Below are 13,666 nucleotides of genomic sequence, written 5' to 3' on the forward strand. Positions count from 1 at the left end.
CCCCGCTGTGGGCAGCCGGCCGCTGCCGTGCAGGATGCCGCTGTGGACGGCGAGGAACGCGATCCGGGGTACGTCGACCTCGGCTTCGCGCGGGTGGACACGGATCGGCTGTCCCGCACCGGTGACCCGGAGGTGGTCTACGCCGCCGGGAAGACGCCGGAGGAGGTCGTCGCCATCGTCGGGACGATCCGCGAGGCGGCTCCGCACCGGCCGGCCCTCGTCACGCGCGCGGACCCGGCGACGGTGGCGGCGGTGCGGCTGCGGTGGCCCGAGGTCCGGGTGGAGGCGGCGACGCTGGTCGTCGGGGACCTGCCGCCGGCCCGGGGCCTGGTCGCGGTCGTCACGGCCGGGACGTCGGACGCGCCGGTGGCGGCGGAGGCGGCGACCACGGTACGGGTCTTCGGCGCCGACGTCGTCCGGGTGGTCGACGTCGGGGTCGCCGGGCTGCACCGCGTGCTCGACGCCCGGCCGGTGCTCCAGGACGCCGACATCGTGATCGTGGTGGCGGGGATGGAGGGCGCGCTGCCCAGCGTCATCGGCGGGCTGGTCGGCACGCCGGTGGTCGCCGTGCCGACCAGCGTCGGCTACGGGGCCAGCTTCGGCGGTCTGTCCGCGCTGCTGGGGATGCTCAACTCCTGCGCCGCGGGCGTGGTCGTCTGCAACATCGACAACGGGTTCGGCGCCGGGGTGTTCGCCGCGCGGATCGCACGGAGCATCCACGCCGGCGGCTCGGACGTCGGAGAGCCGCGGTGACCCGGGTCGGGTGGCTGGACCTGAGCAACGGCGTGGCGGGCGACATGCTGCTGGGCGCCGTGGTGGGCGCGGGCGTGCCGCTTGCTGAGATCGCCGCGGCGCTGGAACCCCTGCGGCTGCCCATCACGCTGCGCGCCGAGGACGTGCAGCGCGGCGGACTGCGGGCGGTCCGGGTGGTGGTGGAAACCCCGGAGGACGGCCAGCCAGCGCGCAGCTGGTCCGACGTCCGCCGGCTGCTCGGCCGGCTCCCCGAGCCGCTGCGCTCGTCGGCGGTCGAGGTGTTCGGCGTGCTCGCGCGGGCGGAGGCGGCGGTGCACGGCGTGGCCGAGGAGGACGTGCACTTCCACGAGGTGGGCGCACTGGACGCGGTCGCCGACGTCGTCGGGGTCTGTGCCGGGGTGGCCGCCCTGCGCCTGGACCGGTTGGTGGCGTCCCCCATCGCACTCGGGGGTGGGACGGTGCGGACGGCACACGGGACGATCCCGGTCCCCGGACCGGCCGTGCTGGCCCTGCTGGAGGCGGCGGGGGCGCCCGGGCGAGGAGGCCCCGACGAGGTGGAACTGGCCACGCCGACCGGGGTCGCGCTCGCCACCGCTCTGGCGGACCGGTTCGGTCCGATGCCGGCGCTGCGCCCGACGGCCACCGGCACCGGCGCCGGCACCCGGGACCCCGCCGGCCGGCCCAACGTGGTGCGCCTGGTCGTGGGCGAGGAGGCACCGGCCCCGTCCGACACGGCCCAAGGACTGGACACGACGACGGCGGTGGTCCTCGAGGCCAACGTCGACGACCTGGATCCGCGCGCCTGGCCGCTGGTCCTCGCCACCCTGCTGGACGCGGGCGCCCTCGACGCCTGGCTGACCCCCGTGCTGATGAAGAAGGGCCGGCCGGCGCACGTCGTCGCGGCGCTCGCCGGTCCCGCCGAGGTCACCCGGGTCCGGAACGTCCTCCTCCGCGAGACCACGACGCTCGGCGTCCGCGAGACGATCGTCGCCCGGCACGCCGTCCGGCGCACGTTTGGCACCGTCGACGTCGACGGGCACCCGGTCGCGGTCAAGCTCGGGTGGGCGGCCGACGGCTCGGTGGTCAACGCCATGCCCGAGTGGGAGGACGTCGCCCGGGTCGCCGCCGCGCTCGACCGACCGGTCAAGCAGGTGCTGGCGCAGGCCGTCGGGCTCGCCGAGGCGCTGGCAGCTGACGCCCGGCGCTCGCTCGCTCGGGAGTGACGCGCGACGTCGCGCGTCAGCTACCTCGTCCGACCACCCAGGAGGTACGCCGCGCCGGAGCCGCAGTCCACCGAGGGAGTCCACGAGGCGCGCCACCGCGACGGCTCGCTGCGCGCCCGGGGCCCGTCGTCGACGGCCGCCTGCACGGCTACTGGGAGTGGTTCCGGCTCGACGGCACCCGGCTGCGGTCGGGCACCTTCGAGGAGGGGCGCCAGGTGGGGGAGTGGACCACCCACGACCGGACGGGCGCGCCGTACAGGACGACGACGATGCGCTGACGGCGCTCAGCCGGCCGGCACGCGGGCGACGTCCGCGTAGAGCTGCGTCATCCGGTCGACGAGCCGCTCGTGCGAGCGGGTCGCGACCAGGCAGCGCCCCCGGGCGCCCAGCCGCCGGGCGGCCTCGGGGTCGAGCAGCAGCGACACCAGGGCCCGCGCCAGGTCCTCGGCCTCGCCCGGCCGCACCAGCAGCCCGCTGCCGCCGTCCTCGACCAGGTCCGGCAGCCCACCCACCCGGCTGGCGACGACCGGCACCCCGGCGGCCATCGCCTCGCACACCACCAGCGGCGAGCCGTCGGAGCGCGAGGGCACGGTCAGCACGTCGAGGCCGGCGAGCAGGCGCGTCGCGTCGGAGCGGTACCCGGTGAAGGTGACCGCGCCGGCCAGACCCAGCACCGCGGCGCGGTGCTCGAGGTCCGGCCGCAGCGGCCCGTCGCCGACCACGAGGAACGTCGCCTGCGGGACGACGGCCGACACCAGCGCGGCGGCTCGCAGGAAGACGTCGACGCCCTTCTCCGGGACCAGCCGGCCGACGACCCCCACCACCGGCCGCCCGGGCGACGGAGGAGGACCGCCCGCGGTGGGAGCCGCGGCCGTCGTCGGCAGCAGCACCTCCACCCGGTCGGGCGCGACCCCGTACTCGGTGACGAGCAGGTCGCGGATCGCGGTGGAGACGGCGACCACGCGGTCGGCGTGGCGGTAGACCAGGCCGCTGACGGCGCGGGCGCGGGGGTCGCGCCACGGCCCCTCGGTGTGCTCGGTGACCACGAGCGGGACTCGCACGTCCCGGACGGCGTGCGCGGCCGCGGCCGCGCTGGCGAACAGGTGGGCGTGCACCACGGCCGGCCGCAGCTCGCCGACCAGCCGGGTCAGCGCCCGGTCGTAGAGGCCGCTGACCCGGCGCTCGACCAGCTCGTCCAGCAGGACGGTCACCGGGACCCCGGCGTCGGCCAGCACCCCGGCCCGGACCCCGCCGACCGGGCAGGCCACGTGCACCGGCCAGCCCCGCCGCCACAGCGCGACCGCGAGGTCCACGACGTAGCGCTCGGCGCCGCCGCCGTCGAGGGAGTCGACGACCAGCAGCACGGGCCGCGGCGGGACGGGGGCCGAGCCGCGCGGGGGGACGGAGGTGTCGAGCCGGGAGGCGGTCATTGGTCGCTCCGGGGAGGACGGGACCCGCGGCTGGGGTGTTCACCGACGGTATCGGCTCGACGCGGCCGCGACCCACGCATCAGGGGCGATCACCGTCACCGCCCGGACCGCCGGCCGGCCTGCACCGCCTCATCGGCCGGGTCGAGGAAGAGCGTGCTGCTGCAACCGCTGGTGATTCATCGAATGACTGCTCATACGATCCATGGACTTCGCACCGGAATCCATGCGAAGTCGCTCGGCTGCCGCGGTTTTCGGTCCTTGGTCTTACAATCCTGCTTCGTTTGAAGTGCTCGTAGTCGCACCCCCTGAGACCATGCTGGACGAAGCGCTCACCAGTACAGCTCGACGAGCTCCGGGTCTGAGGCCGGCCCTGGTGATCGAACTCGTGCACCTGCTCGCGTCAGGTCCTGTAGCCGTTTCGGAGGATGATGACCCAGGTGGAGCCGTCAGACAGTCGATAGTTCGCCTTGGTCGTTACGCTGGCACTGCCTCGCAAGGGGCGAAGCCAGGTCGCGCTGCTACACATCGGCTGGCCGCTGTTGCGGATGGCCATTCTCGTGGATGTTGCCGACGATGAGGTAAGATGCACCATGAAGTCGACTATTCTCTGGCCCCTGGTCGTCGGTGCTGTCGTCGCACTCATCCTTGTCATTACGGCCGTCAGCATGTCGGCGTCTGGCTTCCAGTTGGACGTGGAACGGTGGGTGCTCATCGGCGCCTTCTTGGTCGTCATCTCCATGGCAGCTGCAGCGGTGGTTTCTGCGCTCAACTCGCTCAAGGAAGTGCGCGAGCGGTCGACTGGAGACGACAGGAGCAATACGTCTGGGGGTTCGTCCTAGCGGTGCCTACGCCCTCTTCGGGTCCTCATGGGGTACACGAGGCAGGCGAGCTGCACCGGGGGCGCCGGCACGCCCGCGTACTCCTCGATGAGACGAGCGGGGAGTGCGTGATCTCGTAGCCGACGACGTCGGCAGCCCGCAGTGCGAGGAGTCCTCCAGACCTCCTCCAAAAGCCTGACAGACTGCTGGACCTGCAGAAACCCGTGGAGCGGGTGACCGGGATCGAACCGGCATGGCCAGCTTGGAAGGCTAGGTTCCCCAGCGTCTCCTTCGGCTGGTCACAGCCTTTCTTGCCCCTCACCGTGCCTTCGGCATGCCTCTGCCGCCGACGGGGTCCGCGACGGCCGGGGGTGCACTTTGCGTACATCGGCGCGCTGATGCCCAAGGCCGCGGCCGTCGTGCCCGGATGGAAGGGCGGGATCAAGCACGTGGTCCGTGACCCAGGACACCCTGCGCACGTCACGTGTCTTCGTCATCGGCGGTGCCAACGACCCGCATGCCGGTTTGGTGGAGAGACCGTGGTCCGCCATGTCCCCCGGACGGCTGTCGATCGCTCCGTCGAGCGGGCGCCGTCCGGCAGCGGCTCATGGGGCGGCGCTGCCGACTTCTCGTAGGCAGGCCGGCGGCGGACCGGGTGGCGAAGCTGGCGATGACGGCGCCGGCCCGGGTCAGGCCCAGGGAGCGCAGCGCGTCAGCGCTCGCCGCGTTCGGCGATCGCCAGCAGCCGCTGGGAGCCACTGTTCTCGGGCGCGGTCGGCGGGTGTCGCGCGGGATCGGCTGCAGGCCGCCGGGACGTGCGGGCGTGGATTCGCTCGGCCGTGCGGTGGGCCTTCTGTCAGGCGAGCTCCTCCGTGGGAGCGATAATGGGCCGGAGGGCGACCTGGATGCGGGGCAGGGTGGTGCGCCCGGACGCGCGGGTCGCGGCGTGCGGCGCGCGTTCACAGGGACCAGCCCGGCTTGAGGCCGACCGGGCGTGGGGCGGCCCGAACAGACCCCACACAGTCGAACAACAAGATGGCCAAGGCTGGCCTGGACAGGCCCCAGGCCCGCACTGGCCTGCTGTCTGATGGTGGGCCGCTTGGGGCGAGCGCCTGGGCGCTGGCGCCCTCAGCAGGGTCGTGCCTGCTGACCGGATGCAGGCCATGGATCATCTGCTCCATGGCCTGGCCCGAATCTCGTCCATGGCCTGGCCCGGATCTCGCTGGCTGATCGGCCGGTGGGAGACGTGCTGACCGAGATCGTCCAAGTCTCCGAGCGGGATCCCCGGCGCCGAGGCCGTCTCAGTGACCCTGGTGCACGGTGACCAGGCCTCCACCGCCGCTTGCTCCGCCGAGATGGCTCTGCATGCCGAGGAACTCCAGTACGAGCGCGGTTACGGCTCCTGCCTGGACGCCGGCTGAGGGGTGGTGGTCCCGCGCATCGACGACATGGCGACCGAGCAGCGGTGGCGGGACTACACCGCCCAGGTCCTCCAGCACGGCGTGCCCAGCTCGCTGTCGGTCCCGGTGCCCTGCCAGGGGACGGTCATCGGTGCCCTGTACGCGTACTCGAGCAAGCCGGCGGCCTTCGCCACCCCCGAGGCTGTGGACGCGACGCTGATCGTCGCCGAGACCGTCGCGGTCGCGATGGTCAACGCCCAGGCACATGGCCGACTCGCGGAGAAGCGGCCAATCTGCGCCTCGCCATGGAGTCGCGGGCGGTCATCGAGCAGGCCAAGGGCGTGATCATGTCGCAGCGGCGCGTAACCGCCGAACAGGCCTTCGAGTTCCTGCGGGAGGCGTGGATGCGATACAACCGCAAGCTCCGGGACATCGCGGTGGGCCTCGTCGAGGGGGTGCAGCCCCACCGGGCGTAGGAGCAGTCGACATGCCGTTCCGGTTCAAGCCGGGGCGCGTGCTCGACGCCGTGCCCTCGGGTTACGGTCGCAGTCGTGCCCGATGCCAGGGAGATCGAGCCAGCAGACGCCGACCGGATCCGCGCCGCACTCCTCGGCGTCCGCGATGCCCAGGACGAGCTGGAGAAGGCCGTCGCCCGGGCCCTTGTCAACGGCGCGAGCGTGCGCGCTGTCGCCGAGCTGGGACTCTCGCCCAACACGGTGCAGAAGTACGGGCGGGCGCATGGCTGGCCCACCGAGGAGAACCGCCGGCGGTTCAACGAGTCCCGCTGGGACCGGCAGGAACGTCAGCGCGCCGACGGGTAGTGCGGTTGCACCAACCGCCTGCAGTCGGTCGATGACCCCTCGCCGATACAGCTGTTGGTTGAACCACACCGGCTGGTGGGGACGGTACGCCCCATCCTACGACCCCAGTACGACAGCGAGTCACCACCTGACCACCTCCGGGGGGCCGCTACGGGACAGGAGGCGGCCTCAGGACAGGGGAGGGGCGGCCCCGCCGTCCACAGTGTTGGAACGGCGGGGCCTGACCGCGACGGCGCCCGTGGAGGCCGCTGCGGCTGCTCATCAGTGCCCGCGGTCCCCCGATCCGGGGCGACTCGGCAGGTACCTGGGCCGGGCCAGCATCCGGTGCCGGGCCCGGCTCATCGGAGGGGTAGTTCGCCGGTGTGGACCAGGGCGTCGGCGACCGCGTGCAGCTTGCGGTTGGTCTTCATCGACATCTGGGCCAGGACCTGGAACGCCTGGTCCGCGGTGAGCTTGTGGCGGTCCATCAGGATCCCCTTGGCCTGGTCGATGACCCCTCGGGTCTCCAGCGCGGTCTGCAGGTTGTCGGCCCTGTCCCGGGCGCTCTGGTAGGCGTGCAGGTTGCCGGCGGCGACCGCGGCGTAGGGGGCGAACCGGGTGGCCGCGCTCCGGCTGTCCTCGTCGAAGGCGTGCGGCTCGCGGGCGTAGATGTTCAGGGCGCCGCAGACCCGCTCGTCCTCGTCGATGGCCAGCGGAACGGACAGGGAGCTCAGGGCACCGTGCTCGGCCGCCCGGGGCAGGTAGTCCGGCCACCGGGAATCGGTGCGGGCGTCGGCGATCTCGATCAGCTCACCGGTGTGGGCGGCGTGCAGGCAGGGGCCGTGGCCGCGTTCGTACTGGGACTCGTCCAGGTCGGTGGCCAGTTGGCCGGTGCTGGCCACCGTGGTCGGGTGGTCCTTGACCACCAGCGTCACCGACGCCTCGGGGCTGCCCGGCATCACCGTCTTGGTCAGGTCGGCCACGATCTGGAGCAGGCCTTCCATCGACAGCCCGCGCAGGGACAACCGGCCCAGGCGCTCCAGCGCCTCGGTGGCATTCGCCGGTTGCGGGTTCTCGGCACTGCCCACGGCTCGGCCTCCGGACTGCTGGTACCGAAGGTGGGTGACCTCGGCCGCGGACCTCGATCTGGGGTCCGTGCGCGGTACGCCGACTGTGTGACGCGCCTCCGACGCCGGGCATCCCGACGTCTCACCCTGACGCTACTCGTCTCGGCGCCTTCCGGGCCCTGGCGATGTCCCTAATGGGCCGCTATGGGATACCGGCCGGGCTCGCGGTGAGGGCGGCCTGTGGGACGCCCCACCCGGACGGCAGACGATGCGCGCACCGTGGCCGAGCGCCGGACCCGGCCGCCCGCTGGGGTGCGGCGCTCGGAGGGGCGCCGCACCTCGGCCTCATTCGCCTGACGTCAGGCGTTCGCTGTGGCGTCGTCGCGGGCCAGCGAGCTGGACAGCTCCCGGTGGGCATCTACCTGGGCGAGCAGATCCGTCGCCTTCTGCTCGACGCCGGCGACGGCGTCGGCGCCGGCGACCCAGCGCACCGGGGGCTCCTGTGAGCCGGCGAGCTGCACCAGCGCCTCCGCGAGCTTGGCCGGGTCCCCGCCCTGCTGGCCGTTCATGCTCTTCCACGCCGTGACGGTCTGCCTGGTGCGCTGGGCGTAGTCCTCGATCGAGGGCTCGGCGTAGCTCGTCGACTCAGGGGTGAGCAGGTCGGTGCGGAAGAACCCGGGCTCGACGACCATCGTGCGGATGCCGAACGGAGCCACCTCCGGCGAGAGCGACTCCATCCACCCTTCGAGGGCGAACTTCGACGCGGCGTAGGCGGAGGTGAACTCCTGCCCGATCAGACCTGCGGAGGAACTCATGGTCACCACGACTCCGGAGCGCTGGGCGCGCATGACCGGCAGCACGGCGCGGGTGACGTTGAGCGGGCCGAACAGGTTGGTGTCGATCTGGGCGCGGAAGTCCTCCGGGGTGATCTCCTCGAAGAAGCCGGCGTAGAAGTTGCCCGCGTTGTTCACCAGCACGTCGACCCGACCGAACCGGTGCACGGCGGCGTCGACCGCGGACTGGACACTGGTGGGGTCGGTGACATCCAGGGCGACGGCCAGCAGGTCCTCGTGCGCGCCGAGTGCCGCGGCGACCCGGTCGGGGTTGCGGCCGGTGGCCACGACCGCGTGCCCCGCGTCCAGGGCGGCGCGCGCGATGTCGGTGCCCATGCCGCGGCCCGCGCCGGTGACGAGCCAGATCTTCTTGTCAGTCATCTGAGTGCAGTCCTTCGGTCTCGAACGAATGGGTGGCGAGGTAGGGCCCGCGGCGGCGGGCGGCTGGTCGAACTCGCTGCGACCGAGGAAACGCCGCTCGGCGGCGGCGTGGCAGAGCCTGCTGTGAGGGGGTACTGGCAGGGCCCCCCGCGCGGGTCGCGGCGGACCTACCGTGGTTGCCGTGGACACCCGGAAGGACCTGCGCGATTTCCTGGCCACCCGACGGGCCCGGATCACTCCGCAGCAGGCGGGCCTGCCGACCTACGGCGGGCACCGGCGCGTGCCCGGGCTGCGCCGCGAGGAGGTGGCGCTCCTTGCCGGCGTCAGCGTTGAGTACTACACCCGCCTGGAGCGCGGCAACGCGAACGGTGTCTCCGACAGCGTGCTGGAGGCGCTGGCCCGTGTCCTGCAGCTCGACGACGCCGAGCGCGCCCACCTCTACGACCTCACCCGAGGCATGACAGCGGCGGCCCGCAGCCGTCGTCGTCCGGCCCGACCCGGCGTCCGCCCGGGAGTGCAGCAGCTGCTCGATGCGATGACCGTCGTCCCGGCGTTCGTGCAGAACGCTCGGCTGGACGTCCCGGCCGCCAACCCGCTCGCCCGCGCGCTCTACGCCGACCTGTTCGACGACGCCGAACCCGGCAGCGCCGGCCGCACGCCCAACCACGCCCGCTACGCCTTCCTCGACGCGCGGGCCACCGACTTCTACCCCGACTGGAACCGGGTCGCCGCCGACATCGTGTCCCAGCTGCGGGCCGAAGTCGGCCGCAGCCCCGACGACCGGGAGCTCACCGAGCTCATCGGGGAGCTGACCACCCGCAGCCAGCACTTCAGCACCCTGTGGGCCACGCACAACGTGCGCTGGCACACCACCGGCACCAAGCGCTTCCACCACCCGGTCGTCGGAGACCTCACCCTCGCCTACGAGGGGATGGCGCTCACCGCCGACCGGGGCCAGACGCTCATCACCTTCACCGCGGAGCCAGGCTCACCCTCGCAGCAGGCACTGGCCTTCCTCGCCAGCTGGGCCACCTCGCCCACACAGCGGGCCGCCCAGGATCGAGCCAACGAGGACCACACGACCTGACCCGCTTTCGCGGCGGAGCCCTTCCCGCTCAGTGGACAGGATCCGTCGTACCGATGGAACGACGCGCGTGCAGTGACAGGTCAGGCCGCGCCGGGTTGACCACCATTGTTCCCGGTTCGGGGTCGTTCGCAGGTGACGTCCTCACCGGCGCTGACCGCTGCTCCGGCACGAGCCATTCATGACCCACGCGGGAGACACAGGGCGACAGGGGCCCCAGACAGCTCCTTCACGGGACAAGCCGGGGTGGACTCTGCGAGATCAATCAGCCTGGACGACGACGGCGGGTGCGTCGGGGACGTTGGGCGGGATGCGGTTGGGACCGGCGCTCGGCGGGCGGGGCTTGTCCTGTGGGTGCAGTCGGACGGCGCCGATGGCGACGTGGAGCCTGACCCGGTTTTCCGGACACGTCGGGTTGGGTGGTCATGCCGCGGTGCGCGCGTCGGGGTGAAGCTCCTCGAACTGCACGGGACTGCGGTAGCCGAGCGCGGAGTGCCGTCGGCGCGAGTTGTAGAAGGCCTCGATCCACTCGAAGATCGCCGACCCGAGATCGGCCCGCGTGGCCCATCGCTGCCGGTCGAGCAGTTCCCGCTGCATGGTCGACCAGAAGGACTCCATCAGGCCGTTGTCGACGCTGCAGGCGACCCGGCCCATCGAGCCCGGCAGCCCGGCGGCACGCAGCCGGTGGCCGAAGATCCACGACGTGTATTGCGATCCGCGGTCGCTGTGGACGACGGGTACCGGCGGCAGGGCGGCGGCGCCAGCGGGCCATCTCCAAGGCGTCGGCGACCAACTCGGAGCGCATGTGGTCGGCGATCGACGGGCGGGGCCCGTCCGGCGCAGTAGCGCCGGGGCTGCCGCCGCCCCGCCACGGCGACACACGACGCTTAGACGTGCCACTCAACGAGGGCCGCTGGCGGACTGGCTGCGAGTAGCTTCCCCGCATGACTGCGGCACCGGACAACACGGCCAACGGCCCAGCCACGGCGGAGCCGCTGGGCGATGTGATGAGCCGCGTAGCTCGGCAGCTGCAGGAGGAGCACGGCGACGTGGAGGCCACGCTGCAGGCCATCACCAGCTCGGCGACCAGAACCGTGCCGAACGCGGAAGCGTGCGGCATCAGCTACGTCATCGGCCGCTCGAAGATCGAGTCCCGGGCCTGGACCAGCGACCTACCGAGAGACGTCGACTCCCTGCAGGAACGACTCAAGCAGGGGCCGTGCCTCGACGCGGTCTGGGAGCAGGAGGTCGTCCGGGTCGACGACGTGGCCGGAGACGAGCGGTGGCCGGAGTTCGCGCAGGAAGCCTCAGCCCTGGGTGTGGGCAGCATGATGTGCTTCCAGCTGTTCGTCGACGGCGACCAGCTGGGCGCGATGAACCTGTATGCCCGCATGCCGGGCGCCTTCGATGACGAGTGCGAGGACATCGGACAGATGCTCGCCGCTCACGCCGCCGTTGCGCTGGCCGGCGCCGAACACGAAGAGAACCTGCGCGCCGGCATGAGCAACCGGGACGTCATCGGGCAGGCCAAGGGCATCCTCATGGAGCGGCACAAGCTCACCGCGGACCAGGCCTTCGGTGTCCTCAGCCGCGTCTCCCAAGAGTTGAACCGGAAGTTGGTCGGCGTCGCCCGCGAGCTCACGGACACCGGAGCGGTGCCCGGAGGCGACCGCCGCCGGGATTGAGCCCTCTGGGCCGACCGCGACGAGCGGTGTGCTTCGCGGGTGGCCTGTACGCAGCGGCTACTCGCGAACGACCCAACACCTCCCCCGGCCCTGAGAGGTGCCCCGCAGCTACGCAGGCTCGAACGCAGGTAGACGCCGAACTATCGGGGGCTGTCGTAGAGAGGTCCGCGGACGTCAACAGTTCGGCGGGCAACTCATCGACCTGACCGTGACGCGGGCTCCGGGGAAATCAGCGACGGGAGGGGACGCTAGGCGAGCGGCCGCGGTGATGAAGACGGCGACAGGGCCGGCGGGCCTAGCGGTCGTGCTCCGGATGGCAGCGGACGGCGAGGAGGGCGATGTCGTCGTCGGCGCGGCCGGGGACGATGCGGTCGAGCAGCCGGTCGCAGAGCTGGTCGATGGGCACGCCGGCCAGCTCGGTCAGCGCGCCGGTAAGCCGGGCGAGCCCGGTGTCGATGTCGACCCGGCCGTGTTCGACCACCCCGTCGGTGACCAGGATCAGGGTGTCGCCGGGCTGCAGGGTCGCCTCGTGGTCGGTGCGGAGGGTCGGCTCATCAGCGCCGAGGAGCCGCTCCGGTGGGCTGTCGAGCAGGTCCGCTGTGCCGTCGGGGTGCAGCAGCAGCGGCGGCAGATGCCCGGCCGAGGACCAGCGCAGCGTGCGCAGCCCGGCGCGGGCCTGCTCACCCGGCTGCTCGATCCGGGCGAGCAGCACCGTGGCCAGGGTCCCGAAGCCCAGGCCGGTGAGCACACCGTCGACCCGGGTTAGGGTCTGCGCGGGGCTGTCCGGGCGGTCGTAGGCGAGCGTGCGGACCGCGCTGCGCAGCTGGCTCATCGCCGCAGCCGCCTCGACCGAGTGCCCGGCCACGTCACCGACTACGAGCAGGGTGGCGCCGTCGGGCTGGGGAAACGCGTCGTAGAAGTCGCCGCCGACCAGTGCGTGCGCACTAGCCGGCCGGTAGCGCACGGCGATCTCGAGGTGGTCCGGCTGCGGCGGCGGGGTGAGCAGGCTGCGCTGCAGGGTCTCGGCGACCTGCTGCTGCTGGCCGTAGAGCCGGGCATTGTCCAGCGCCAGCGCGCCGCGGCGCGCGACCTCGACGGTGGTGGCGATCTCCATCTCGGTGTGCGGCGGCCGCCCCACGGCGTTCATCAGCGCCAGCGCCCCGAAGGTCTCGCCGCGGGCGCGCAGCGGCACGATCGTGCAGCTGGCCGTGTCCAGCCGCCGCCACGCCGCCCGGACCTCCTCGGTGGGCAGCGACGGAGCGACCCGCTCCTCGGGGATCGTGGTGATCTGCACCGGCTCGCCGGTGAGCAGCGCGTCGACCATCGCGGCGTCGTCGCCGGTACCGCGCAGCCGCCCGGTCATGTAGGTGGCCAGGTCGGCGCGGCGGGCCGGATCCCGGTGCGCCCAGGCCTCCTCGCCGGGCCCGTCGTCCTCGCTGAGCAGCACGACGACCGCCCAGTCGGCCAGCCGCCGCACCACCAGCTCGGCCAGCTGGCCGGCCGACTCGCCCCGGTCCAGGGTGGTGATCAGCGCCTCGGACACCTCGGCGAGGAAGCGCAGCCGGTCGTGGTCGGCGTCTTCGCCGGCCGCGGCAACCTGTTCGTCGGCCGGGTCGGCGGGGCCTTCGGCGGGCAGGTCGGCGACCTCGCGGAAGCAGACCTGCAGCAGGTCGTCGGCGAGCTCGGCGGTCGCCGACAGCCACCGGCCGGCGGGGGCGTAGAAGCCGCGCCAGGTGACCGGGGTGCCCAGGGTCCGGGCGTGCAGCAGGAAGCTGTGGAACACGCTGCCGGCGACCTCGGGGAGCGCGATCCACAGGTTGCGGCCGGCCAGCTCGGCGCTGTGGGCGCCCAGCAGTCGGGTGGCGGCCCGATTGGCGTAGCGGATGGTCCAGTCGCCGTCGAAGACGGCGACGCCGTCGGGCAGCCGTTCCATCGCCGCGGCCAGCCACGCCTGCGGCAGTCGATCTGCGGTGGGCTGACTCACCTGTGCTCCATCTCGACGGTCGGCGGATGTCCCACGGCAGAGGACGAGCCCGGAGGGTACCCGCGCGAGCCGCCGCCACGGCGATCCTCGGGTCCCGCGCGACACTCGTGGCTCTGCCGCCTCCGAGGTCGGGACCGCTGCCGTGCGTCGCCGGCGTGTCTAGCGTCGGCGAGCGCTGTCAACACTTCTCCGGGACCATCCACGCTTG

Annotated in this window: 13 protein-coding genes; 8 read left to right on the top strand and 5 right to left on the bottom strand. The window is 72.7% G+C overall.

The window, feature by feature from the left end; all coding sequences use genetic code 11:
- The first annotated feature begins 42 nt into the window (after positions 1-42).
- Both larB and larC read left to right on the top strand, forming a co-directional pair.
- Entirely contained in the window at positions 43-753 is a 711-nt protein-coding gene (gene larB, locus GOBS_RS07690) for a nickel pincer cofactor biosynthesis protein LarB (protein ID WP_012947724.1), read from the top strand.
- The gene (larC, locus tag GOBS_RS07695) at positions 750-1,976 is read left to right on the top strand and encodes a nickel pincer cofactor biosynthesis protein LarC (RefSeq protein ID WP_012947725.1); all 1,227 of its coding nucleotides are present in this window, start codon (positions 750-752) and stop codon (positions 1,974-1,976) included. Before larB ends, larC begins: the two co-directional genes overlap by 4 nt.
- 284 nt (positions 1,977-2,260) lie before the next feature.
- Here the strand turns inward: larC and GOBS_RS07700 are convergent, their stop codons facing one another.
- The gene (locus GOBS_RS07700; protein WP_012947726.1) at positions 2,261-3,406 is read right to left on the bottom strand and encodes a glycosyltransferase family 4 protein; all 1,146 of its coding nucleotides are present in this window, start codon (positions 3,404-3,406) and stop codon (positions 2,261-2,263) included.
- Between the two features lie 545 nt (positions 3,407-3,951).
- Between GOBS_RS07700 and GOBS_RS07705 the strand changes: the two genes are divergently transcribed.
- From GOBS_RS07705 to GOBS_RS07715, 4 genes are all read left to right on the top strand, one after another.
- Entirely contained in the window at positions 3,952-4,245 is a 294-nt protein-coding gene (locus tag GOBS_RS07705) for a hypothetical protein (protein WP_166487329.1), read from the top strand.
- A 1,403-nt stretch (positions 4,246-5,648) separates the two neighbouring features.
- Positions 5,649-5,969 carry a GAF domain-containing protein gene (locus tag GOBS_RS28640; RefSeq protein ID WP_049788174.1) on the top strand — a complete coding sequence of 107 codons (321 nt, stop codon included), beginning with the start codon at positions 5,649-5,651 and terminating at the stop codon, positions 5,967-5,969.
- Between the two features lie 2 nt (positions 5,970-5,971).
- A complete protein-coding gene (locus GOBS_RS28645; RefSeq protein WP_243697727.1) occupies positions 5,972-6,100 on the top strand; it encodes an ANTAR domain-containing protein in 129 nt (42 codons plus the stop codon).
- Between the two features lie 75 nt (positions 6,101-6,175).
- Complete coding sequence (locus tag GOBS_RS07715) at positions 6,176-6,445, top strand: hypothetical protein (RefSeq protein ID WP_012947727.1); 270 nt, start codon at positions 6,176-6,178, stop codon at positions 6,443-6,445.
- 338 nt (positions 6,446-6,783) lie between these two features.
- On the opposite strand, the gene GOBS_RS07720 is transcribed toward GOBS_RS07715, so the two are convergent.
- On the bottom strand, positions 6,784-7,512 hold the full coding sequence (locus GOBS_RS07720; RefSeq protein WP_012947728.1) for a GAF and ANTAR domain-containing protein: 729 nt from the start codon (positions 7,510-7,512) through the stop codon (positions 6,784-6,786).
- A 338-nt stretch (positions 7,513-7,850) separates the two neighbouring features.
- Complete coding sequence (locus GOBS_RS07725; RefSeq protein WP_012947729.1) at positions 7,851-8,705, bottom strand: SDR family oxidoreductase; 855 nt, start codon at positions 8,703-8,705, stop codon at positions 7,851-7,853.
- Positions 8,706-8,886: 181 nt separating this feature from the next.
- Here GOBS_RS07725 and GOBS_RS07730 point away from each other — a divergent pair, with 181 nt between their 5' ends.
- Positions 8,887-9,792, top strand: a complete 906-nt coding sequence (locus tag GOBS_RS07730) for a helix-turn-helix transcriptional regulator (protein WP_041241394.1) — start codon at positions 8,887-8,889, stop codon at positions 9,790-9,792.
- A gap of 420 nt (positions 9,793-10,212) precedes the next feature.
- Here the strand turns inward: GOBS_RS07730 and GOBS_RS26105 are convergent, their stop codons facing one another.
- Entirely contained in the window at positions 10,213-10,443 is a 231-nt protein-coding gene (locus GOBS_RS26105; protein ID WP_081448831.1) for an integrase core domain-containing protein, read from the bottom strand.
- 290 nt (positions 10,444-10,733) lie between these two features.
- Here GOBS_RS26105 and GOBS_RS07740 point away from each other — a divergent pair, with 290 nt between their 5' ends.
- Positions 10,734-11,474, top strand: coding sequence for a GAF and ANTAR domain-containing protein (locus GOBS_RS07740; RefSeq protein WP_012947731.1), 741 nt, complete (start codon positions 10,734-10,736; stop codon positions 11,472-11,474).
- A gap of 295 nt (positions 11,475-11,769) precedes the next feature.
- On the opposite strand, the gene GOBS_RS07745 is transcribed toward GOBS_RS07740, so the two are convergent.
- On the bottom strand, positions 11,770-13,458 hold the full coding sequence (locus GOBS_RS07745) for a SpoIIE family protein phosphatase (RefSeq protein ID WP_012947732.1): 1,689 nt from the start codon (positions 13,456-13,458) through the stop codon (positions 11,770-11,772).
- Positions 13,459-13,666: the final 208 nt, after the last annotated feature.

Source organism: Geodermatophilus obscurus DSM 43160 (assembly GCF_000025345.1).
Taxonomy (GTDB): Bacteria; Actinomycetota; Actinomycetes; order Mycobacteriales; family Geodermatophilaceae; genus Geodermatophilus; species Geodermatophilus obscurus.

Bases quoted from the DNA above. Each gene is read 5' to 3' on its own strand.
- GOBS_RS07700 (WP_012947726.1), bottom strand. From the start codon at position 3,406: ATGACCGCCTCCCGGCTCGACACCTCCGTCCCCCCGCGCGGCTCGGCC.
- GOBS_RS07705 (WP_166487329.1), top strand. From the start codon at position 3,952: ATGGCCATTCTCGTGGATGTTGCCGACGATGAGGTAAGATGCACCATG.
- GOBS_RS28645 (WP_243697727.1), top strand. From the start codon at position 5,972: ATGTCGCAGCGGCGCGTAACCGCCGAACAGGCCTTCGAGTTCCTGCGG.
- GOBS_RS07725 (WP_012947729.1), bottom strand. From the start codon at position 8,705: ATGACTGACAAGAAGATCTGGCTCGTCACCGGCGCGGGCCGCGGCATG.
- GOBS_RS26105 (WP_081448831.1), bottom strand. From the start codon at position 10,443: ATGGGCCGGGTCGCCTGCAGCGTCGACAACGGCCTGATGGAGTCCTTC.
- GOBS_RS07740 (WP_012947731.1), top strand. From the start codon at position 10,734: ATGACTGCGGCACCGGACAACACGGCCAACGGCCCAGCCACGGCGGAG.